The sequence below is a fragment of the Cystobacter fuscus genome, assembly GCF_044360685.1.
Classification (GTDB): domain Bacteria; phylum Myxococcota; class Myxococcia; order Myxococcales; family Myxococcaceae; genus Cystobacter; species Cystobacter fuscus_C.
Map to the genome: position 1 here is coordinate 1,207,383 of NZ_CP043491.1, position 22,413 is coordinate 1,229,795.

The window sequence follows — 22,413 nt, forward strand, 5'->3', positions numbered from 1 at the left end:
TAACGAGTCGCGCGGGTGCCGGTAAACCAGGAGACCGCCGACACACTGTCTGGTAGAACGAGACAATGAGCCTCGACCTCGATGCCCTGAAGGTCTTCGTCCGGGTGGCGGAGCTGAACAGCTTCACGCAAGCCGCCCACCAGCTTGGCATGCCCAAGGCCCGCGCGTCCGCGCACGTGCAGAAGCTCGAGGCGGAGCTGGGCACGCAACTCCTCCAGCGCTCGACCCGCGTCGTGCGCCCCACCCCCGAGGGAGAACAACTCCTGAAGCGGGCCCATGGCCTGCTCGCGGAGGCCGAGGAGGTCGCGGCGCTCTTTCACACGAGCCGTGCGCTGCGGGGACGGGTGCGCGTGGAAGTCCCCGTCCTCATCGCGCGCGATTTCATCATTCCCCGGGTGCCCGAGCTGCTCGCGCGCCATCCGCAGCTCCAGTTGGATATCTCCGCGAGCGACCGGCTCGTGGCGGCGGCGCGTGAGGGGTTCGATCTCGTGCTGCGGGTGGGTCCGGTCAATGAGCCGGGGCTCGTCGGGCGCCGCATTGGCGAGGCGCAGATGATGAACTGCGCGAGCCCCTCGTACCTGCGCGAGCATGGGGTTCCGCGCACGTTGGACGATCTGCGCAACCACTTCGTCGTCCATTACGCCATGGACCCGGCCCCGGGCTTCGAATACTTCGACGGCGAGACGTACCAGGAGCTGCCGATGCGCAGCCTGGTGACCGTCGACAACTTCGACGTGTACGAGGCGGCGTGCATCGCGGGCCTGGGAATCGTGCAGGTGCCGCGTCCCATGCTGGAGCGGCACGAGAGCAAGCTCGTGGAGATCCTGCCGGAGTTCAGCGCCCGGCCGGTGCCCATCACCCTGCTGCACACGCATGGGCGCTCGGTGCCACGCCGCGTGCGCGCCGTGATGACCTGGTTGGTTGAATTGCTGTCGTCCGCCGTCAGCGAACTCGTGCACGCCCGATGAGGCCCCGGAGCGCGGCCGTCCGCGTCCGGGCCCCGGTGAACGCAACCCAAGGTGCGTAAGGAGAGCCCCTGTGTCAGATGCCCGTGGAGTGGATTTGAAGGAGGTGGCGCTCCTCTTCCTGCGGCCTGGCTTCACCGCCTTCGGCGGTCCAGCGGCCCACATCGCCATGAAGAACCCGGGTGACGTCGCCAATGCCCTGACGCAGTACTCGGACGCCCCCAACTGGATGGGGGATGCCATGGCGCGGTTGAGGTTGGGCTCGAACCGCGACACCCCGCTCCCGGGTGACATCACCGCGCAGAACCGGAACGACTGACCGCACCTCGCTCCGGCCCTGGGGCGCCCGTGAGTTCTTCCCCCAGGGTGCGGAGGTGGGCGAGCAGGCCCAGTGTCTCGGCCTCGGTCGTGCGGTGGTTGATGAGGCACGCCCGAAGGGCCGTGCGACCGTTCAGTTTCGTTCCGGTCAGGAAGAACTCTCCGCGCCGTTCGCACTCCTCGAGGAGCCGGTCATTCAGCCGGTCCAGCTCGTCGTCGGTCAACGAGGGCCCATGGGCGGGGACGTATCGGAAGCACACGATGGACAGTGGCACCGGCGCCATCCGCTCGAAGTCGTGTGCCCGGTCGATCTCCGCCCCGAGTCGCCGCATGAGCAACACGTTCTCCTCGATCACCGCCTTGAGCTTCCGGCTTCCATAGACCTGGAACTGCATCCAGACCTTGAGCGCGCGGAAGCCGCGTGACAGTTGGAACGTGTGGCCCATCCAATCCCATTTCTCCGCGCTGTCGCTCTTCGCTCGCAGGTAGGGCGCGGCGTAGCTGAATGAGCGTCGGATGCTGGCCCAGTCCCTGACCAGTGCACAGCCGGCCTCGAACGGCACCTGGAGCCATTTGTGGGGATCCAGGGCGACCGAGTCCGCTCTCTCGAGCCCCCGGAACATCTCGCTCGTGGGGTCCACTGCCGCCGCGGCGGCCCCATAGGCACCATCCACGTGGAACCAGAGCCCGCACCGCGAGGCCACGTCCGCCAGCGTGTCGAGGTCGTCCACCGCCCCGGAGTTGACGGTCCCCGCGTTGCCGATGATGCAGAAGGGCTGCAGGCCCGCCTTCAGGTCCTGGGTGATGTGTTCCTCCAGCTTTCGCACATCGACCCGGAAGCGGGAATCGACCGGGATCTTCCGCAGGTGCCGGCTGCCAATCCCGAGCATCTCCACGGACTTTGTGATGCAGGAGTGTGTCTCGGTCGACGCGTAGAGCGTCAGGGGACGAGCGGAGCGGCACCCGTCCTCGCGCACGCCCGGCGCTTTCTCGTCCCTCGCGACACGGAGGCAGTACAGGTTCGCTTCGCTGCCTCCGCTCACCAGCGCGCCCCCCGCGTCGGCGCGGTAGCCGATGAACTCCGACAACCACCGGATGACCGCGCGTTCGATCTCCGCTGCCGCGGAGGCGAGGTGCCACTTCGCATGGTTCACGTTCAGCGCGGCGCCGAGGAGCTCGGCGAGGATTCCGACCTGGCTGCCTCCGGACATCACGTAGGCGAAGAACCTCGGGCTGATGTTGAGCGTCGAGTGCCCGATGATGAACGGGATATCTCGCGCGAGGAGCTCCTCGGGCTCGCGTCCCTCGGCGGGGAGCGGCCCGGAGAACCTGTCTGCAATCAGTTGGGGGCTACTGGCGTGGGTGACCTTTCTCTCGCCGAGTGACCCGTACAGCGAGAGCACCTGCTCGCTGGAGAGCTCCAGCAGCCGGCGGAAGCGTTGCAGATCGAAGTCCAGGTTCATGTTGTCTCCCGAGGGGCTCACATCCGCGGGCAAGGTAGTGGCACCCTCGTGAGAGATACAGAGGCAGAAATCCGGGTTTCGTGAGATACAGTTCGGAGCGCCATGAAGAAATACGAGCGTCTGGCCGCCGAGCTCGAAGTGCAGATCTCCAGTGGCCTGGTCGGGCCCGGGGAACGGCTCGACTCCGTCCGCGAGATGAGCCGCCTCAAGAAGGTGGGACTGAACACCGTGGTCCGCGCGTTCGAGCTCCTCGAGGACAGGGGCCTCATCGTCGCCAGGCCGCAGTCCGGTTTCTACGTGCTGGGCCCGCGCACGCCGTCCGGAGTCACGACGCCGAGACTGCATCTGTCCCTCCCGAAGGAGGTCTCCGTTCCGGAGATGGTCTCGAGCGTCTTCGAGTCGGCGAGGGAACAGGGGTGGATCCAGCTGGGCGCCGCGTGCCTCGCGGCGGAGCTCTACCCCTGTGAATCCCTCAACCGGTTCACGCGCCGCGTGGTCCGGGAACAGCCGCGTCTGGTGGGCACGTACGAGTTGCCTCCGGGCCACTTCGAGTACCGCCGGCAGATCTCTCGCCGGCTCGAGAGGTCTGGCTGCTTCGTGGAGCCCTCCGAGCTCGTCGCGACCAACGGCGCGATGGAGGCCCTCGGGCTGGCGCTGCGGTCGACCTGCTCGCCGGGGGACACGGTCCTCATCGAGTCACCCCAGTACTTCGGTATCCTCCAGGCGCTCCAGCAGCTCCAGCTCCGGGTCGTCGAAGTGCCCGCGCACTCGACCGATGGCGTCGCCCTGGAGCGAGTGGAGGAGGCACTCCGGAAGTTCGACATCTCGGCGGGCCTCTTCATCCCCAACTTCAGCAACCCCATGGGGGCGCTGATGAGCGACGAGAAAAAGGCCGCGCTCGTCGAGCTCTTCTCCCGGTACGACGTCCCGCTCATCGAGGACGACATCTATGCGGAGCTGTCGTTCCAGGGGAGCCGCCCCAAGCCGCTGAAGGCGTTCGACACGCAGGGGTGCGTGCTGACCTGCTCCTCCTTCTCCAAGACCGTCTCGCCGGGACTCCGGGTGGGGTGGCTCGCGCCGGGCCGGTACCTCGAGAAGGTGAAGGCGCTTCAGCTCTCCTCGACGATGGGGTGTGGCTCGCTCGCGCAACACGTGATGGCGAGCTACCTGGCCTCGAGGGAATACGAACGGCACCTCGGGGATCTCCGGCTGCACTGTTCGCTGCAGATGGAGCGGTTCTCGCGCTTGATCCTGTCCAGCTTCCCCGAGGGCACGCGGCTCACCCAGCCCCGAGGGGGCTTCGTGCTCTGGGTCGAGTTGCCGAAGCGAGTGGATTCCGTGGAGCTGTACCGCCGGGCGCTGGAGGAGGGCATCTCCATCTCCCCGGGCGTTCTCTTCTCCGCCAGCGGCGGGTATCGGAACTACATCCGGCTCAACTGCGGAAACCGTTGGACCGCACCGCTCGAGCGGGGGCTGAGCCGGTTGGCCGAGCTGGCGACGGCGCTCCAGCGGACAGGCGCGTGAAGGTGTCGAAGAACGAATTTTTTGACCCCCTCACTGGCGAGCAGGTGTCCGCGGAAGTGTCTCACGGTGTTTCATCCGCGAGCCCGGGTATTTCACTCACGGGGGCCTTCGAGCCTCCACGGTGGGCGGCCCACGCACTGCGCGGGGTCTCTCAGCTCCATTACTTTTGGAGGACACGCCTCTCATTACTACTTGGCGCATAAGAGGGATGGGGGCCCTGTTGAGGGGGAGAGAGGGTGCAGAGGGGCCGAGAGGAGGCACTGCTCGGGCGGCCCCTGTCAGCGGTCCTCCTCGGCACCTGCGCTCCAGCCCTCACCCTCCACACGGCCCCCATTTCAAGCACGCGAACACCTCCAGGGTGAACGTCCCGCGCAGCAGCCCGGCCTGGTCCAAACGGGGTGTGGGCTCCTTCCTCCGCTCCTCCACCGTCGCGGCAAAGGCGGGGCTCTCCTCCTCCAGCCCCGGCTCCGCCCCTGCTTGAGGGAGCGGCCCTTCCTGCAGTCCTATGGCGCCGATGGGATGCGCGGGGGCAATAGCCCCAACGAGGACCATACCAGTCACGACGGCCACGCGGCCTTCCTGCCACGCTAGTTCCAGGGGGAGCCGCGCCGAAGCCCGGCTTCTCGGCCTCGGCGGTGGCCGCCCCTGACGGGAGCCGCTTCGGCTGGCCTAGCCCGCCAGGGACTCGGCGAGCTGCCGGGCCTGGACGGCGAGCGGGTGCGCGGCAGGCAGATCGTGCACGAGCCGCCGGGCCAGGTCCGCCGCCTCGGTGTCGCGGCCGCCCTTGTGGTAGGCCAGCGCCAGGTTGAGCGCGGGCTCGGGGCGAGTGGGGTCCAGGCGCCGGGCCTCCTCCAGCACCTGGATGGCGCGCGACACCTCGTGCATGCCGCCCTGGCGCAGGATGAACAGGCCCAGGTTGCTGTGGGTCACCCACTCCCTGGGCGCCAGCTCGACGGCGTCCTCGTAGGCGCGCGCGGCCCCGGCGATGTCCGGCGGGAAGAGCGCCTCGCACGTGTCGGCCTCCAGCAGCTTGAGCCCCGCCGAGCGCAGGCCCTTCTCGGACGCCTCGCGCAGCAGCTTGCGCGCCTCGCGGTACTGCTTGTTGTCGAGCAGCCCGTTGACCTGCTGGATGAGTGCTTCCTCCTCCGTGCTGGCGCCCGCTGCGTCCGCGGGCGCACCTGGGGGGGCGAGCGCCTCGCGCAGCAAGGCGGAGCCGGGCACCTGGCGCAGGCCCAGCTCCAGCACCCGCCGCGCCAGGACGGGGTGGCGCGGGCTCAGGATGTCGGCGATCACGCGGAAGCCGCGTTCGTCCCGGGGGTCGATCCGCACTCCCTGCACGAGGTGGTACACCGCCGCGCGCGGCCGGTCGAGGAGCGTGAGCGCCCGCCCCAACTCGAAGCGGAAGGAGGGCTGGTCGGGGTTGAGCTCCACGGCCTGCTCCAGCGCTTCGCACGCCGCCTGCAGCTCCTTGCGCGCGGCGAACGCCATGCCCAGGCCGTACCACGCCTCGGCGGGAGCCTGGGGCTGACGGGTGAGGGACTCGTAGAGTCCGCGCGCGGCGTCCCAATCGCCCTTGATGCCCGCCAGGCCCGCGCGCAGGAGCGTCACGTCCTGGGCGGGCGCCTTGGAAGCGGCGCGGTTGAGCAGGGCCTCGGCCTCCTCGAGCCCGCCTCGCACCAGGGCGATCTTGGCCAGGGCCAACAGGGCCCGCGCGTCGCCGGGGTCCTGCTGAAGACGCTTCTTGGCCTGCTCCGAGGCCTCCTCAATCCGCCCCATCGCCAGCAGCTTGCTCAGGGAGTCCATGGTCTTGTCTCTCCGCTCTCACGTCGGCCCGGGTGCGGACTGTTCCGCGGGCTTCTGGGCGGTGGTGGCGGGCTGCTGGGCGCTCGCCTCGGAGCGGCGGCTGCGCGCCCAGTGTGGCATGCGCCGAGGACGCGGCTCTCCGTCCAACCTCGCCTGCTGGCGCTCCTGCTTCCTCAGCCGATGCTCCTGTTTGCGCTGACGCACCCAGTTCGTGTCGAAGCCCACGCCCGCGAACGACGTGCCTCCCACGGCGAACGCGGCGCCCATGTTGGCCTGCGCCTTGATCACGCCATCCTTCATGCCCGCGCCCACGCCGAACTCATACCCCACGCCCGCCTTCGCCGAAATACCCCCGTAGGCGATGAACGGCCCGAGCTGGGCCTGGGCCTGACTCTTGGCCTCGATTCCGGCGAGGCTCACCACGCGCGCCTGGACGAAGAAATCCCCGCGCTGTCGATCCATCACGACACCGGTCTCGCCCTCGAGGAAGGCGCCGGCCCGGAGATCCGCCCGGCCGACGACGCTGGCGTGCTTGGTGCCCACGTGCCCCACGGCCGTCGCGTGCGCGCCGACCAGGGCCTTGCCCCCGACATAGGCGATGGCCTGCTTCTGTCCCTTGTTCGTGTTCAGCCGCAGGCTGGCGGAGCCCTCGGCATGGAAGGGCGCGGCATCCAGCGTCGTCTTCGCGCTGAGCTTGCCGTGCTGGTGCGTCTGCTCGTGACGCACCCGGGCGAGGCTGGCGTACCCGTTGACCTGCTGGTGGTGGATGCCCGGGGTCCCATCGCCCTGGGTGTGCGTGGCTCCCGCCCCGGTTCCTTTGAACTCCATCCTGCCGGGGATGGGCTGCGAGGCGCTTCCTACCCCGTAGGTCTTCTTCTTGGTGCCGCTGGGATCGAGCGCCATCTTGTACTCGCCCATCGGGGCGACCAGGACGTCGTGGTCCATCAGCGTGAGCCGATCTCCCTTGAACTCGAGCGGGCCGCTGTTGTTCGGCGTGTCGAGGAGGATGGAGTAGGGATTGCCCACCGAGTCGAGGGCCGCGGCCGTCAACCGCTGATCCACGGGCAGCTTGGAGTTGTCCTGGACCGCGGGCTTCTCGGGGGCGGCGCGGGCCGGGATCTCCGCGGGCCTGTTGGACTCGGAGGACGCGTCCTTGGGCTGGGGGGCACTCTGGGGCGGCAGCGACTGGGAGCGGGCGGGGGTCCGCGGACCGGTGGCGGTGTTCCGGAGCTCTGGTGCGGACCGGGCGCGGGTGAGCGCGGGGGTCGCGGGGAGGGGGGGTCCACTCCGAATGGTTCCAGTCATGGGTCTCTAGGAATCCGGGAGAGAGGGGCGGCGAGGCGGGAATCGCCAGATGCGTTACCGGAGTTATCCTCCTCGTGCTCGGCCGAGTTGCTTGGAAATATATTTTTACCGTGCCAGCACTCGAGTCCCATCTTTCGAGTTTTCGAGACCGCGGGGGAGGCGGGACGGCGTGGGGCAGGAGGAGGGCCGAGGAGGAGCGCAGAGGGGGAGATGTGGGCAGTGTGCCAAGCCGGTGGAGAGGCCGCGCAGCCACTGTGGGGTACACGCCTCCCCCAGCCGCCTTGCCAGGAGGGGCGCGGCAGGTGCCTGGCTGTCATGGCTGGCTGTGGCGGCGTGAGCTTCAACACCCCGCGCTCTGGGGCGGCCCTCGCGCAGGGGCCAGGTGCGCACTCGCCGTGGGCAACCCCAGGTGCTCCACAATCGCTCTCGCGGGCACCGATGTACCGCCGCGAGCGCACTGGCGTGGCCGCGGCCGCCCCTTGCGCGTACGGACTGTGGCAATAAGACGCAAGAGGGTCCATGGCCGAGGCCAGTAGGATGTAGACCCATGCAACGACTTCATGCCTTGATCCCAGCCCTGTGCCTGGCCACTGCCGCGATCGCCGCCGAGCCCACCGCCGCCCAGCAGCGGCCAAAACTCCCTGTCTCTGTCGCCTTCGTGCTCGCGGCAGGCGCGGAGGTGGTCGACTTCGCGGGCCCGTGGGGTGTCTTCCAGTATGTGGACGTGCCCGGCAGTTCGGGCCCGGCGTACAAGCTGTTCACCGTGGCGGAGGTGAAGCAGCCCCTGAAGGTCTCGGGGGGGCTCACGGTGTTGCCCGATTTCAGCTTTGGCAATGCGCCCATGCCCGACGTGGTCGTCGTCCCGGCCCTTGGGGCGGAGCCCTCGCCCGCGGTGCTCGCCTGGCTCAAGAAGGTCAGCGCCCACACCGAGTTGACCATGTCCGTGTGCACCGGTGCCTTCGTGCTCGCGGCGGCGGGGCTCCTCGACGGCAAGCAGGTCACCACGCATCATTCGGCACTGGGCATGCTCGCATCCAGCTACCCGGCAGTCGACGTCAAGCGTGGCGCCCGCTTCGTGGACTCTGGCCGGGTCGCGACCGCTGGTGGACTCACCTCGGGCATCGATCTGGCGTTGCACGTGGTGGATCGCACGTTCGGGCGCACGGTGGCCGAAGCGACCGCCACCCAGCTCGAATACCAGGGGCTGGGCTGGAAGGATCCCGCGAGCAACGCGGCCTTCGCGACGCGGCCTGTGTCCACGGCGGAGAAGCCGCTGTGCCCGGTCTGCGATATGGAAGTAGACCCGAAGCGCGCCCTGACACTCGATCATGAAGGGCAGCACCACCTGTTCTGCTCGGAGGGCTGCCGGAAGGCGTTCCGGAAGGATCCAAAGTCTTTCGTACGGTGAATGCGCGCCCTTTGAAGGTGCGAGCCGAGCTGACAGCGGCTCGGGGCTGGTCTGGTTTCCCTGACGTCCACCTCCGTCCAGCGCAGCCGCTGCTGCACGATGGAATTCCACTCAGGCCTGATTGGAACTCGAAGCGCGAGTCCCTTTCCTGGGACCCGTGGAGATGGATTTCGGGCAACCGCCCGGAGGCCCAGGCTGGCCTCCCGCGGAAGCACACGCCCCGGGCGCTACGCCGCGGCATCTCCCCAGCGCTGGCGAGCAAGCTCCAGGGTACGGGCGTTTTCGGGCACCTGACGCAGGAAACGCTCCCGGGCCTGAGGCTCGGGGATGTCACGGGCGCGGATGCGCACGCATCGCAGGGCCTCGCGCAGGGCCGCATCGCCCTCTCCGTCATCGCCCTGCGTGAAGCAGGCTTCCGCCAACGCCAGGCGCATGCCCACCGCATTGATCCCCATACAACGCGCCTGCTCCAACTCCCGCACGCCGAGCGCCGCCACCTCGCGGGCTTCCGTGGCCCTCCCCTGGGCGAGCAGGATGTTGCTGAGGAACCGGAGCGCGTAGACCACGTCCGCGCGGAAGGGAGCCAGCAGCTCACAGGCCTTGCGTGCATGCGCCTCGGCTTCGTCCCACTCGCCTCGCTCCAGCAGCACCTTCGCCATCACGGAGTGGGCGCTGCCCCGCCGGTAGGGATTCAAGTTCTCCAGTTCCACCCACGGGCGCGCCAGCTCATGGGCCTGCTGCCAGTGCGCGGGATCGGCGCTGCCAGCCAGGATGTGGCTCGAGCGGTGCTGGATCGTGCCCACCGTGACATGCGCCTCCAGCCGCCGGCACGCGCTCACCACCGCTTGCATCCGCTCCACGGCTCCGGCGACGTCTCCCAGCGCGGCCTGGGTCAGCCCCACCAGGGCCTCCACGGTGAGCGCGTCCCGTTCCGCGCCGAACTCGCGGAAGTCCCGCATCCCCTGCTCGGCCTGCACGAAGGCGTGCCATGGCCTGGGCTCCAAGAGGTGATGGAAGAAGCCGTCGATGTATCGCAGCCACCCTCGCGACGGCCCATCCGCGAGCATCTGCCGCATCTGCCCGAGCCAGTCTTCCAGCTCCCCACGTGAGCCTGAGAACACGAAGGACAGGCCCATGCAGGCAAGGGCCCACGGATGGGCGGCGAGGGCCTCGGGCGCTGGTGGGGTGTGTCGCAAGAGCTGTTTCAGCCGGGTGAGCTGCTCCTGGCGCGTGCCGTGGTAGATGCGCCCCAATATCTGTCCACCCATTACCCAGCACCACAGCCGGCTGCCCGGCTCCAACTCCTCCAGGACGGCACCGCCGAGCGCCAGGGATTTCGGCATGTCATCCATCCAGAAGGCCACCACGGCCTGGAGCCCGCGCAGCCGTCCGGACGTCCCGCCCTCCACGCCGCAGGCCAGGGCCGCCTCCACACACCGCATCGATCCCCGCATGTCGTAACGGTCGAAGAGCTGCTCGGCGGCACGGGTGTAGAAATGGACGGCGCGCTCCGGCTGCCCGCCGAGCTGGTGGTGCGTGGCGAGCATCAGGGGGTCCAGCTCGCCCTTCCGCTCCAACCAGGTGCCGGCCAGGCGGTGGCCCACCGGGCGCTGGTGGTCGGGCACCAGGCCATAGGCCGCGTCCCGCACCAGCGCATGGCGGAAGCGGTACTCGATCTCGGAGGAGAACCGGTTGTCGGGTTGCCGCTCGATGACCTCCTGTTCCACGAGCATCCGCAGGTGCTTCTCCAGGGACTCGCTCGCGACCTGCCGGCCCAACAGCTCCAACACGCCCCCCGGCCAGAAATCCCGGCCGAAGACGCTCGCCGCCAGCAACACCTGGCGTGTCCTGGAGTCCATCCGCTGCACACGCGCCTGGAGCATCGCCAGCACCGTGTCCGGGACTCCCTCCCCCCGTCCCTCGGACACTCCGCGGATGAGCTCCTCCAGGAAGAGCACGTTGCCATCCGCCAGTTCCACGGCCCGCCGCACCACGGAGTCCGGAACCTGCGGCCCCAGCACCTCCCGCACCAACTGCGCCCCCGCCTTGCGGCCCAGTCCGAGCCGTGTCACCTCCTGCAAGCGCCGCGACCACAGGCCGGGGAAGAGCGTCTTCACCTCGGGCCGCGCCAGCGCCAGCACCATTCAAGCTGCTGAAGAAGCTCTCGGCCACGGCGTTGTCCCAGCAGTTGCCCTTGCGCGACATGCTGCATTGAATCCCGCGAGCAGCCAGTGCCTTCTGGTAGTCCTCGCTGGCGTACTGGCTGCCCCGATCCGAGTGGTGCAACAGTCCTCGCCCCGGCTGCCGTCCTTTCAGGGCCATGTCGAGTGCGTTGAGCACCAGGTGCCGGTCGATGTTCTCGCTCATCGCCCAGCCCACCACCCTGCGTGAGAAGAGGTCGAGGATGACAGCCAGGTACAGCCAGCCCTGCCTCGTCCACACGTAGGTAATGTCCGTGGCCCAGGTGCTATTGGGCTGGCCGGGGGAGAAGTCGCGCTCGAGGAGGTTGGGGGCCACGGGCTGAGCGTGGCGTGAGTCCGTCGTCTGCACGAACCGGCGCTTCTTGCGAGCGTACAGGCCCTGCTGGCCCATGAGACGGGCCACGCGCTTGCGACTCACGCGCCGACCTCGGGCGCGCAACTCGGCGTGCACGCGCGGACTGCCCTACCTGCCGCGGCTCTCCTGGTGTACCGCCGTCACCACTAGGAGTTGGCCGCCGTGGACGCGCAGGCGTCGGGCCGATGAGCCGGGTGCGTCACTTTGGCCAATTCCAAATTCTCAGAAAATTTGGGAACAGGTCGGTTCACCGTCCACGCCGAGTCTCGCTCTGGCTTCTGTCCTGTGATTCGAATTCCTTGACACCGTAGCCGCTCGCGCTCGTGGGGGTGTGAAGCCGTTCACATCATTGGTGTGAACGGCTTCATTGTGTTCGTCCGGTGCGAAACGCTAGACGTCGCTCACCTCGGGGCCCCAGCGAGCCTGGACCCGGATGGACAGCGATTCGAATCGCAGCGAAGGAACACTCATGGTGAGCAGTATCTTTGGAAATGGATTGAGTACCCGAGGGAGCCCGGTTTCGTGGCTCACGGGGTTGATGGTCGCGGTGCTGATGGCTGTTTTTCCCTCCTCGGTGCGGGCGCAGGAGTTGCCGCCCATCGGGATTCAGATCCCCGTCAACCCCAACCCCTGCTCGTCCTGTCTGACTTCCACGACGGGCACCACGATCGTTCACTTCAGGTGGACCCCCTCGAAGCCCGAGAGCTCGATAGAGGCTCTGCCTCCGGCTGGCGCCCTCGTGCGCGGTGTCTACGTGGACTCCATCTCGGGTTCGGGTGTGACCCTCAGCAAGGTCGAGCTGACCTACGTCGGGTGGAAAGACGTCATCATCGAGCCTAGTCGCAATGGGAGTGGTTTTTCCTGCCCTACCTACCAGTTGCCGAAAACGCTCTGGAATGGATTGTCCGTCACGGAGGGCGAGTGGGTCGTATTGCCGACAGTCATTGGTTACAGTTCCAGTTCTGAGTTGAAAGTGGACCTCGGCATCAAGTGGGAAGTCCCCAACACGCCGCCGCCGCCTCCTCCTCCCGCCCAGGTCGTGGGTGAGTTCGAGTCCATGGGCCTGACATTTTCAATCCAGTCCTATGCCTATGATCCGAGCAATCAGAGCCGCACTGTCCAGGGACGAGTCGTCTGGAGCCCGCCCTTCGCCGATGGTGTGAGCGAGAATCCTATTTCTTTTTGGCACGCGCGCCCGAGCTTGAACGAACGCCTCGGCATTCAGGGCAACCACGCCTATGACTTCAACGCTTTGTTCATGGGCGACGTCGGCGACGCCCCCATGGCGGATGGAGTGACGCGCTCCTTCCGCATGTATGCGAAAGCGTCGGATGGCAAGGAGGTGTTGCTGCCCGGCTCTCCGAAGACGCGGTGCTACCTGCCCAATGCCGACCGCACCAATGTGGGTCCCTGTGACGGCACGCTCCTGCGCCGTCCGGACGGACGGCTCTATGTCATCGCCGGAGGCGCGCCCTTCCTCTTCGCCAATGACGCGGAGGCGCAGTCGCTCGGCTACGATCTGTCCAAGGTGCAGCGGGACAACGAGGGGTTCTACGCGCTCGCGGCCAACTGGCGCCTGCGGGACGGCACCCTGGTGCGCTTTGGCGGCAGTGCCGCGCACTACGTCGCCGCTGGTGGAGGACTGTTCTGGGCGCCCGATCCCACGTCGCTGAACAGCTACCTGAGCGCGGTGGGCAAGACCAGCGCCAATGTCATGTTCCTGCCGCGCGCCTACATGCCCAAGTCGACTCCGGCGCCGACGGTGGGCGTGGCCGTGAACGAGGTGGGTAAGACCGCGATCTGGGTGTACCAGGGGGGAGGCCGCTTCTGGGCGCCCAGTTCCGAATCCTGGGCCGCCTACGGCCAGGCCACCGGCATGACGGACGTCAAGCCGCTTCCCGCGGGCTCGCTGTCGAGCGTCATCGTGGACGTCAACGGTGTGGACCAGGTCCAGGCACGCGACGACCTGTCGCCGCGGGACGGCACGGCGGTGCACGAGGTGGGTAAGACCGCGATCTGGGTGTACCAGGGAGGGGGCCGCTTCTGGGCGCCCAGTTCCGAATCCTGGGCCGCCTACGGCCAGGCCACGGGCGTGACGAGCGTCAAGTCGCTCCCCTCGGGCTCGTTGTCGAACATCCTCGTGGAGGTCAACGGCGGTGCTCAGGTCCAGGCGCGCGACGACCTGTCGCCGCGGGACGGCACGGCGGTGCACGAGGTGGGTAAGACCGCGATCTGGGTGTACCAGGGAGGGGGCCGCTTCTGGGCGCCCAGTTCCGAATCCTGGGCCGCCTACGGCCAGGCCACGGGCGTGACGAGCGTCAAGTCCATCCCGTTCGGCTCCCTGTTGGCCCTGCTCGTGGACGCCAGTGACGGCAGCCAGCAGTACAAACTGCGCGAGGACACCAAGCCGCGCGACGGGACGCTGGTGCGCGAGGTGAACAACCCCGGGATCTTCGTGTACCAGGGCGGCGGCAACTTCGTCTTCCCCGACCCGACCGAGTTCAATCTCTGGCCTGCTCCGAGGCCCGTCCTCCTCCTTCCGGATGGCTCGCTCTCGGCGCTCCTGGTGAGTGACACGAACAACCAGGATGCCCTGCAGGTGCGTGACGATCTGCCCGCCGATGGCACCCTGCTGCGTGAGCGCACCGGCACCCAGGTCTACCAGGTGCAGGGTCAGCGCAAGTACCCGGCCACGGGCTACGACCCGGAGCAGGTGAAGCTCGTGCCCAACGGCTCCATCCAGCGCGTGCCCAACGGGTAGCACGCGCGGTCGGTGAGTCTCGTCCTCGCCTGTCCCGGGCGGGCGAGACTCCGCGCGTCAGGGCTCCGCCGCCTGGGTGCTCCCGGAACCTGGGACAGGCGCTACCTGCCGCGCGAGGCCAGGGACGAGGCCATCTCCCCGGGAGCCTCCTGACGGAGGAACGTCGCACCGGGCCGCTCGCGCTCGTTCACCTCCAGGCGGAAGATGTCGGGTCGGCCGTAGTGGCCGCAGGGGTCGAAGTCGAGCCGCGCCCGTGTCAGCATCCCGAGGTCCAGCTCGGCCGTCAGCACGCCCTCTTCGCCCCAGAGCGGGCCCGGCGTATAGGCAGGAGAGAGGCCGTGTGGAGGGGGAGGGCTGGTGCAGAGGGGCGGAGGAGGGCCGAGGACGAGCGCAGAGGGGGAGATGTGGGCAGTGTGCCAAGCCGGTGGAGAGGCCGCGCAGCCACTGTGGGGTACACGCCTCCCCCAGCCGCCTTGCCAGGAGGGGCGCGGCAGGTGCCTGGCTGTCATGGCTGGCTGTGGCGGCTTGAGCTTCAACACCCCGCGCTCTGGGGCGGCCCTCGCGCAGGGGCCAGGTGCGCACTCGCCGTGGGCAACCCCAGGTGCTAAAGAATCGCTCTCACCCCTGCTGCTCCCTTCACGTCCGCCAACACCCGCCGCCTGCCTCCACACCTCAAGCACGCGAACACCTCCAGGGCGAACGTCCCGCGCAGCAGCCCGGCCTGGTCCAAACGGGGTGTGGGCTCCTTCCTCCGCTCCTCCACCGTCGCGGCAAAGGCGGGGCTCTCCTCCTCCAGCCCCGGCTCCGCCCCTGCTTGAGGGAGCAGAAATGGACGCACTTTCGCGCCTGGGGCAAAGACGCCGTGGAACCTCGTCAGGTTTGCCCTCGCAGGAGGCACCAGGCTGGCCAGCCGGCGGAGCAGCTCCAGCCCGGTGAAGAGCCAGAGAAGGCCAGAGAAGGTGTCAAAGAACTCGTTCCGATACCTCTCGCTCTCCGAGTCGTTCCTACGAGTCGTCTGACACCCTTCTCGTCGTTCCTACGAGTCGTCTCCTACGAGTCGTCTGTTCGGATCCGCCGGCTGTGCCAAACTGCCATGGCGGCCCCCACTTCACCGTCAGCGCCAACGCGGCGGCGATGAAGAACGTCGGTACCGTCAAGCCCACCAGCGGACGCCGGCTCGGGGCCACGCCTGACGACATGCAAGGGTGGTCGTGCTCCTAAGGGGCGAATCCCGCGGAGCGCATGGACAGGTCGCAATGCTCGATCAGGAGTTCGGTCAGCACCCGGATCTTCCGGGCGGGATGCTGACCCGGCGGTCGAACCACGTACGCACCCGCCGCGGGTGGTGGATGCCGCGTCATGACGGGCACGAGGGCTCCGGAGGCCACGTGTTCGTCGGTGATCCAGGCGGGCAGGAGCGCGATCCCGACGCCCGCTGTCGCAGCCGCGAGCAGCGCCACGCCGTTGTCGGCCTTGAAGCGTCCCTGCGGACGAACCGTGATGACCTCGTCGCCGTCCATGAACTGCCAGGTCTCGGTGCCCTGCATCAGGCACTGGTGAGCGAGCAGCTCCTGGGGGGTCTCGGGCGACCCGTGCGCCTGGACATAGGCCGGGCTCGCGACGAGCTTCCCGTGGATCGTGGCGATGCGTCGTGCGATCAGGTTGGAGTCCTGGATGTATCCCACCCGTATCGCGCAGTCGAACCCTTCGGCGATGAGATCGACGAAGCGATCGCTGTAGCTGGTCTGGATGTGTAGCTGGGGGTGGCGTCGCGCCATTTCCGCGAGCACGGGAGCGAAATGAGTCAGGCCGAAAGACAGTGGCGCGGCCACACGAAGGCGTCCGCGAAGGTCACCGGCGGGAAGGATCGTCTCCCTTGCCGCGTCGAGTTCGGCGCACACCCTGGCGGCGTGGTCACGGAACGTGGCCCCGGCCTCCGTGAGCGCAGCCCCCCGGGTGGATCGGGTCAGCAGCTGGACGCCGAGTTCCCCTTCGAGACGGACGAGCCGACGGCTGACGATCGACTTGGACACGCCGAGCCGCACTGCCGCGGGCGAGACCCCGCCGGCATCAGCCACCTCCACAAACGTTCGCAGATCTTCGACGTCCAACTCAGCGTTCCACTTTCCGCGACACAGCTCGCCACGGAGTCGTACTACCGCGTCGAGCTCCAGAACGCCACATTGAGTCTCCCAGCGGCGTTGTCGCTGGCGCACCACTCAATCACCCACTTCGCCACAACGGCACAAGGATGCTCCGATGACTTTCCGCAACGGCCTCTCTTCGCTTCTTCGTCCCGAGGACTCGGTCCTCGTCCTGATCGACCACCAGCCGTTCCAGCTCGCGAACGTGAACAGCCACGATCCGCACCTGGTGGTCAACAATGCAACGGCCTTGGCGAAGGCCGCCAAGGCCTATGGCGTCCCGACCATTCTGACGAGCGTGATCGCCGAGCGAGGCGGCCTCCTCTTCCCGCAGATCACCGATGTCTTCCCGGGCCAGAAGGTGATCGACCGGACGTTCATCAACACCTGGGAGGACCGGAAGGTCGTGGACGCGGTCAAGGCCACGGGGCGCAAGCAGCTGATCATCGCGGGCCTGTATACGGAGGTCTGTGTCGCCATGCCGGTGATCCATGCCCTCGGCGAGGGCTGGGATGTGACGGTGATCACCGATGCGTGTGGCGCCTTTTCGGTGGAGGCGCATCAGGTGGCCATCCAACGCATGATCGCGGCCGGCGCCAACATGATGACGTGGCTGGCACTCGTGTCCGAATGGCAGCGCGATCACGCTCGGACGGCGCACGTGGCTGAATTCGTCGACCTGCTCAAGCAGCATGCGGCTGGCCTCGGCATTGCGTTCCTGTGGGAGCAGCAGTTGCTCAACACGCCCGTGCCCGGCAAGGCAGCATGACCTGGGCGGGGGTGTGACGGCTCATCGGGCCTCGCATCCCCGTCACCGGCAAGGCCGGCCTGTGCGGTGCGGACGGCCCTCGTTCAGCCGACACGTCAGGCCTTGATGTACTTCTCGGACACGTCCGAGAAGTCACGCAATCCATTTCGCCCGGCGCCGCGCGATGTCATTTCCCGACTCCTGCTGGAGATTGTGCCGTCATGCTCGAATTGCCTTTGGACACACTGCACGGGGCGCTGGCCGACCCGGTGCTGTTGTCAATGAATCTGCTCAATGACATCGCGAGCAATCATCCGGATGCCATTTCATTCGCCGCGGGCAGACCCTTCGAGGAACTGTTCCAGGTGAATCAGTTGCACGAATACCTGGATGCCTTCGTGGCCCACCTGACCCAGGACCTCGAGCAGAGCGCCGCGCAGGTGCGGCGCACCTTGTACCAGTATGGACGGACCAAGGGCGTCATCCACCATCTGGTCGCGAAGTACCTCGAGGTCGACGAGGGCATCCGGGTCGATCCGGAGTCCATCGTGGTGACGGTGGGCGCCCAGGAAGCGATGTTCCTGGTGCTCAGGGCCCTGCGGACGGATGCGAGTGACGCCGTATTGGCCGTGATGCCGACCTACTTCGGGCTCACGGGCGCGGCGCGGCTGCTCGACATGCCCGTGATCCCGGTCGCCAGCGGCCCCCACGGCATCGATCTCGACGACCTGGGGCGCCAGCTGGCCGCCACGCGGAAGCGGGGCCTGCGGACGCGGGCGTTGTACCTGGTTCCTGATTTCTCCAACCCGACCGGCATCAGCCTCGATCTGACCACCCGGCGGCGGTTGCTCGACATCGCCGCGGAACACGCGCTGTTGTTGATCGAGGACGACGCCTATGGCCTGTTCCACGCCGACCCCAACAACCGGCTGCCCACGCTCAAGGCGCTCGACACCGGGCGGGTCGTGCTCCACATCGGCTCGTTCGCCAAGACGGGACTGCCCGGTGCTCGTGTGGGTTTCGTCGTCGCCGATCAGCCGGTGACGCGGGAGGGCGTCGTCGTGGGGTCGCTCGCGGATCAACTGTCGTTGATCAAGAGCAATGTCACGCTCAACACCTCACCGGTCGCGCAGGCGATCGTCGGAGGAAAGCTGTTGCGCAACGGGTACAGCATGCTCGCCGCCAACAAACGCGAGATCGAAATCTATCGGCTCAACCTCCGGCGAGTGCTCGCCGGGCTCGCCAGGCGCTTCCCCGCGGGCGGACCGGTCAGCTGGAACACGCCGGGCGGAGGGTTCTTCATCGTGGTGACGGTGCCCTTTCCGGTGGATGACAAGTCCTTGGAGCGCTCGGCACGCGAACACGGAGTCATCTGGACGCCGATGCACCACTTCTACGCGAACCAGGACCACTCCCATCAGCTCCGGTTGTCCTTCAGCCTGCTCACCCCGGAGTTGATTGACGAGGGACTGGATCGGCTGGCCGGGTTCGTCGCCGCGGAGTCCAAGCTGTCATGATCAGACACATCGTGTTGTTCAAGTTCAAACCGGGAATCACCTGGCAGGAGCCCGATGCGCTCGCCGCCGAACAGTCGTCGCACCAGGTCGGGGAACGGGTGCCGGACCTGCTGCACTGGCAGGCGGGGCGCAACATCAGCCGCCGGGATATCGCGCATGACTTCGCGGTGATCGGCCTGCTCCATGACCAGGAGACCTTGCAGCGCTACCTGGCTCACCCCTTCCACCAGGCGTCGGCCGCGCGGTGGCGCGAGATCAGCACCTGGGTCATCGCGGACATCGAGGAGTGAGAGAGCCATGACGAACCTTGGTTGGGTGAGCCTGGTGGACAGGCACACGGCCGACGTGGTGGTCGGTACACTGGGACCCCCCGGCACCAGCAGCGAACAAGCGGCCCATCTGCTCCGCTCAAGGCTGCGGCGGGAGTCCCGCACCGAGCTGTACCAGACGTACGAGCAGGCGTACGAAGAGCTGCGCTCGGGCGCGTTGACCCACGTGGTCGTCGCCAATGCCTACAAGGAAATCCACCGCTTCTACATGGATGACTCGCTCGTGCTGTCGGACGTGTTCGTGATGGACACCCCTCTCTACGGCATCGCGAAGAGACAGGACCGGGAGGGGCTGTCCGCCGTGCCGACCATCGCGAGTCATCCATCACCCAAGCCGCTGGTGGCCCAGCTCCTTCCCAGCGGATTCCGGGTCGGAGAGATCGTCAGCGTGGATTCGACCAGCAGCGCCGCGAAGGCCGTCGCCGAGGGAGCGTTCGAGCTGGCCTTGACCACGGAGCCCGCGGCGGCGCGCTATGGCCTGGAGTTCATCTCCCGAAAACGTCCGATCCGGATGGTGTGGTCGGTCTTCGTGCGCTCCTGAAGTCCGGGCCATGCGGCACGACGGGTCGAGCGACGTCCGCAGCCCCACCGACGCGGTGATGCCGTTGCGGCGTGGCGCCAAGGTGCGAGCCCGCGCCTCCTGCTGGAGGGCGGAGAAATGTCGAGCCACGCGTCTGGCTGCTCGTGCCCGGCCAGTGGACAGGCCGCGCAGCGCCCTTGGGGTACACGTCTGCCCAGGCCGCGCTCCTATCAGGTGCGTGGCAGGGGCCTGTGGGCTGTCTTGAGCCTCAACACCACGCGGCCTGGGGTGGCCCTCGTGCCGGGGCCAGGCTCACACACACACGCCGAGGTTGCGCACGCAGCGCTACGTCATCGCCGAGCGGCCTCGGGAGGTCTTCGCGTGCTTCGGCTCTACGGGGAACTCCGTCGACTGCGTTGCGTCGCTTTCGTTTGGGGCCGGGCCGAAGACGCCGCGCCCGTTGCGGCCGTGACGAGTCGGAGCTCCTCGAGCGCCCCGCGGACGTGATGTGAGAGGTCGTGCTCCTGGAGGTCCTCGACCCAGCGCTCGAACGCGCTTTTGAAGATGGCGATCCCCGCCTCGGCGATGAGAGTGGCGGCCGGCCTGGCGACACCTCGCCCTCGCAGGCTTTCGGCGATCGCCGATGCGAGCGAGGAGAGCTTGATCAGCTCGCGTTCTCGAAGCTCGGCGTGCGCCGCGATGAGGGCCTGTCGCGTGCGCGACCGCGCACGGCGCTCCTCGAACATGGGCGCCGTGGTTTCGAGCGCGATGGTGACGGCGTCGAGCGGCGCCATCGTTTGTGGAGCACCCGCGATGCTCTCGACGATGAGCTTCTCGAGATCCTTCGAGCCCGAGAACAGGACCTCGCGCTTGTCGGTGAAGTAGCGGAAGAAGGTCCGCTCGGTGAGCCCGGCGCGCGCGGCGATCTCCTCCACGGTCGTGCGGTCGTACCCGCGCTCTTGGAAGAGCTCCATCGCGGCTTGCTGCAGCCGTTCGTGTGCGTTGGGTTCCCAGCGGCTCATGCGCTCCAGCCTAGCTGATTTCAGGAACTGACATCATCTGATTGCAGGAACTGACATCAGCTGCTAGATCTGATGTCAGACCCTGACATCAGGAGGTTCCATGCGCGTCTTCGTCACCGGTGCGTCCGGTCACATTGGTTCCGCTGTCGTTCCCGAACTGCTCGCCGCGGGGCACGAGGTCGTCGCCCTCGCTCGCTCCGACACCTCGGCCGCCGCCTTGGCGTCCGCCGGCGCCGAGGTGCGCAGAGGCTCGCTCGACGACCTCGAGGGTCTCCGGGAGGCCGCTGCCGCCGCGGAGGGGGTCATCCACCTCGCGTTCAAGCACGACGTGGCCTTCACCGGCGACTACGCGGGGGCGGCGGCGGCCGATCTCCGCGCCATCGAGGCTATCGGTGCGGCGCTCGAGGGCTCCGGCAAGCCGTTCGTGAGCACGGGGGGAACGCTCCCGCTGGCGTTTGGCGTGCGCGGTCGTATCGGCACCGAAGACGACGTCCTCGAGGGCGGCGCGCGCGTCGGTTCGGAGAACGCCGTCATCGCGCTCGGTCAGCGCGGTGTCCGCTCCTCGGTCATCCGTCTTGCACCGACGGTGCATAGCTCATTGGATCTCCACGGCTTCGTCCCGTCGCTCATCGCGATGGCGCGTCAGAACGGCTTCGCTGCCTACGTCGGAGAAGGGTCCAACCGTTGGCCCGCGCTGCACACACTCGACGCGGCGCGTCTGTACCGCCTGGCATTGGAAGCGGCGCCGGCGGGTTCACGCCTCCACGGCGTCGCCGACGAGGGCATCCCGTTCCGCCACATCGCTGAAGCCATCGGCCGTGGCCTCGGGCTACCGGCAGCCAGCATCTCGGCGGACGATGCCAACAAGCACCTCGGCTTCCTCGCCACCTTCGCGCAGCTCGATAACACCACGTCCAGCACGCGCACGCGGGAACTGCTGCGCTGGCAGCCGACGCACCCAGGGCTGCTCGCCGACCTCGCCGAGCGTCACTACTTCGAGCCTTTGCCGTCGTCTGGCAACGCGGCGGCTTGACGTCATCGCGCGCGGCCTACGGTGCGAGTTCCTTGGGCAGGCCAAAGCGCGGGAACAGCGCCGCCGTGTCCAGGAACGAGTTCATCGCGGTGATGCGGTCGTCCGAGAGTTCGAGCACGAGCAGCGCCCACGGCTGATGGGGCTGCCCCGGCTCGCTCCCCGGCCGGTACTGTCCGAAGGCGGGCGAGCCACACGCCAAGGTCGGTACCAATCGGGATCCACGGCAGCCCGAGCCCCGCCCCAATAGCCAGGCACTGATCGCCTCGTGACCGCGAAGCCACAGCGAATAGGGCGGCATCGAGAGGGTCGCGTCCTGGTGGAGCAGCTGCGTGAGCGCGGTCACGTCATACCGCTCGAATGCCTCGACGTACTGGTCCACGAGCGTGGACTGAGCGTCGGACAGGGGCGCGCGGGCCTGGGTGAGATCGTGCGTGGCGAGTGTCGCCCGTGCCCGCTGGAGGGCGCTGTTCACCGAGGCGACCGAGGTGTCGAGACTCTCGGCGGTCTCGGCGGCGGACCAACCGAGGACCTCGGTCAACAGCAGCACCGCGCGCTGCTTGGGCGGCAGGTGCTGGAGCGCGGCCACGAAGGCCAGACGGATGCTCTGGCGCAACATCAAACGCTCAGCGGGATCCACATCCGAGGGCACGGCGAGCGCGTCGGGAATGGGCTCGAGCCAGTAAGAGCCAGGCCTCGTGGTGAGGGTGTCATCCACCGTGCCAACGGGACCCGTCTCCATGGGGCGCATGCGGCGCGAGTTCTCGCTCAGCGCGTCGAGGCACACGCGGGTGGCGATGCGGTAGAGCCAGGTGCGCAGGGAGGCGCGCTGCTCGAACCGCTCCAGGTTGCGCCACGCCCGCACCATCGTCTCCTGGACGGCGTCGTCGGCTTCGGCGGCGGAGCCCAGCATGCGGTAGCAGTGGCCGGTCAGCGCGGCGCGGTGTTCCTCGAGGGAGTGGGCGGTGTCCATCGCTCCGGTAACTATCAGGTCCGCCCG

18 protein-coding genes and 1 pseudogene are annotated in these 22,413 nt (G+C 67.8%); 10 read left to right on the forward strand and 9 right to left on the reverse strand.

Going from position 1 to position 22,413, the window contains the following annotated elements:
- Positions 1-65 precede the first annotated feature (65 nt).
- Entirely contained in the window at positions 66-968 is a 903-nt protein-coding gene (locus tag F0U63_RS05055) for a LysR substrate-binding domain-containing protein (RefSeq protein ID WP_395844246.1), read from the forward strand.
- A 70-nt stretch (positions 969-1,038) separates the two neighbouring features.
- Positions 1,039-1,284, forward strand: coding sequence for a hypothetical protein (locus F0U63_RS05060; protein WP_395844248.1), 246 nt, complete (start codon positions 1,039-1,041; stop codon positions 1,282-1,284).
- Here the strand turns inward: F0U63_RS05060 and F0U63_RS05065 are convergent.
- Positions 1,259-2,746, reverse strand: coding sequence for a pyridoxal phosphate-dependent decarboxylase family protein (locus F0U63_RS05065; protein ID WP_395844250.1), 1,488 nt, complete (start codon positions 2,744-2,746; stop codon positions 1,259-1,261). The genes F0U63_RS05060 and F0U63_RS05065 overlap by 26 nt on opposite strands.
- A 102-nt stretch (positions 2,747-2,848) precedes the next feature.
- Here F0U63_RS05065 and F0U63_RS05070 point away from each other — a divergent pair, with 102 nt between their 5' ends.
- Positions 2,849-4,270, forward strand: coding sequence for a PLP-dependent aminotransferase family protein (locus tag F0U63_RS05070; protein ID WP_395844252.1), 1,422 nt, complete (start codon positions 2,849-2,851; stop codon positions 4,268-4,270).
- 669 nt (positions 4,271-4,939) lie between these two features.
- On the opposite strand, the gene F0U63_RS05075 is transcribed toward F0U63_RS05070, so the two are convergent.
- Entirely contained in the window at positions 4,940-6,073 is a 1,134-nt protein-coding gene (locus tag F0U63_RS05075; RefSeq protein ID WP_395844254.1) for a tetratricopeptide repeat protein, read from the reverse strand.
- Between the two features lie 18 nt (positions 6,074-6,091).
- On the reverse strand, positions 6,092-7,378 hold the full coding sequence (locus F0U63_RS05080; RefSeq protein WP_395844256.1) for a hypothetical protein: 1,287 nt from the start codon (positions 7,376-7,378) through the stop codon (positions 6,092-6,094).
- A gap of 547 nt (positions 7,379-7,925) precedes the next feature.
- On the opposite strand from F0U63_RS05080, the gene F0U63_RS05085 reads away from it, so the two are divergent.
- Positions 7,926-8,786, forward strand: coding sequence for a DJ-1/PfpI family protein (locus F0U63_RS05085; protein ID WP_395844258.1), 861 nt, complete (start codon positions 7,926-7,928; stop codon positions 8,784-8,786).
- Positions 8,787-9,013: 227 nt separating this feature from the next.
- Here F0U63_RS05085 and F0U63_RS05090 read toward each other — a convergent pair whose 3' ends face one another.
- Positions 9,014-10,930 (reverse strand): ATP-binding protein, encoded by a 1,917-nt coding sequence (locus tag F0U63_RS05090; RefSeq protein ID WP_395844260.1) that lies wholly within the window; start codon positions 10,928-10,930, stop codon positions 9,014-9,016.
- A gap of 4 nt (positions 10,931-10,934) precedes the next feature.
- Positions 10,935-11,474, reverse strand: a pseudogene (locus F0U63_RS05095) (IS3 family transposase); the annotation flags it as partial.
- A gap of 364 nt (positions 11,475-11,838) precedes the next feature.
- Between F0U63_RS05095 and F0U63_RS05100 the strand changes: the two are divergent.
- Positions 11,839-14,103 carry a hypothetical protein gene (locus F0U63_RS05100; RefSeq protein WP_395844262.1) on the forward strand — a complete coding sequence of 755 codons (2,265 nt, stop codon included), beginning with the start codon at positions 11,839-11,841 and terminating at the stop codon, positions 14,101-14,103.
- A 101-nt stretch (positions 14,104-14,204) separates the two neighbouring features.
- Here the strand turns inward: F0U63_RS05100 and F0U63_RS05105 are convergent, their stop codons facing one another.
- Together F0U63_RS05105 and F0U63_RS05110 are read right to left on the reverse strand one after the other, a co-directional pair.
- Entirely contained in the window at positions 14,205-14,393 is a 189-nt protein-coding gene (locus F0U63_RS05105) for a hypothetical protein (RefSeq protein WP_395844264.1), read from the reverse strand.
- 927 nt (positions 14,394-15,320) lie between these two features.
- Entirely contained in the window at positions 15,321-16,214 is an 894-nt protein-coding gene (locus tag F0U63_RS05110; RefSeq protein WP_395844266.1) for a LysR family transcriptional regulator, read from the reverse strand.
- 148 nt (positions 16,215-16,362) lie between these two features.
- Here F0U63_RS05110 and F0U63_RS05115 point away from each other — a divergent pair, with 148 nt between their 5' ends.
- From F0U63_RS05115 to F0U63_RS05130, 4 genes are all read left to right on the forward strand, one after another.
- Positions 16,363-17,016: a hydrolase gene (locus tag F0U63_RS05115; RefSeq protein ID WP_095984217.1), complete on the forward strand. Its 654-nt coding sequence runs from the start codon at positions 16,363-16,365 to the stop codon at positions 17,014-17,016.
- Between the two features lie 200 nt (positions 17,017-17,216).
- Entirely contained in the window at positions 17,217-18,512 is a 1,296-nt protein-coding gene (locus tag F0U63_RS05120; protein WP_395844268.1) for a PLP-dependent aminotransferase family protein, read from the forward strand.
- A complete protein-coding gene (locus F0U63_RS05125; RefSeq protein WP_395844270.1) occupies positions 18,509-18,802 on the forward strand; it encodes a Dabb family protein in 294 nt (97 codons plus the stop codon). The genes F0U63_RS05120 and F0U63_RS05125 overlap by 4 nt, the downstream gene beginning before the upstream one ends.
- 7 nt (positions 18,803-18,809) lie before the next feature.
- The gene (locus F0U63_RS05130) at positions 18,810-19,382 is read left to right on the forward strand and encodes a prephenate dehydratase domain-containing protein (RefSeq protein ID WP_395844272.1); all 573 of its coding nucleotides are present in this window, start codon (positions 18,810-18,812) and stop codon (positions 19,380-19,382) included.
- A 371-nt stretch (positions 19,383-19,753) separates the two neighbouring features.
- On the opposite strand, the gene F0U63_RS05135 is transcribed toward F0U63_RS05130, so the two are convergent.
- Positions 19,754-20,383 (reverse strand): TetR family transcriptional regulator, encoded by a 630-nt coding sequence (locus F0U63_RS05135; RefSeq protein WP_395844274.1) that lies wholly within the window; start codon positions 20,381-20,383, stop codon positions 19,754-19,756.
- A 100-nt stretch (positions 20,384-20,483) separates the two neighbouring features.
- On the opposite strand from F0U63_RS05135, the gene F0U63_RS05140 reads away from it, so the two are divergent.
- Positions 20,484-21,416: an SDR family oxidoreductase gene (locus tag F0U63_RS05140; protein ID WP_395844276.1), complete on the forward strand. Its 933-nt coding sequence runs from the start codon at positions 20,484-20,486 to the stop codon at positions 21,414-21,416.
- Between the two features lie 16 nt (positions 21,417-21,432).
- Here the strand turns inward: F0U63_RS05140 and F0U63_RS05145 are convergent, their stop codons facing one another.
- The gene (locus F0U63_RS05145) at positions 21,433-22,386 is read right to left on the reverse strand and encodes a sigma-70 family RNA polymerase sigma factor (protein WP_395844278.1); all 954 of its coding nucleotides are present in this window, start codon (positions 22,384-22,386) and stop codon (positions 21,433-21,435) included.
- Positions 22,387-22,413 lie beyond the last annotated feature (27 nt).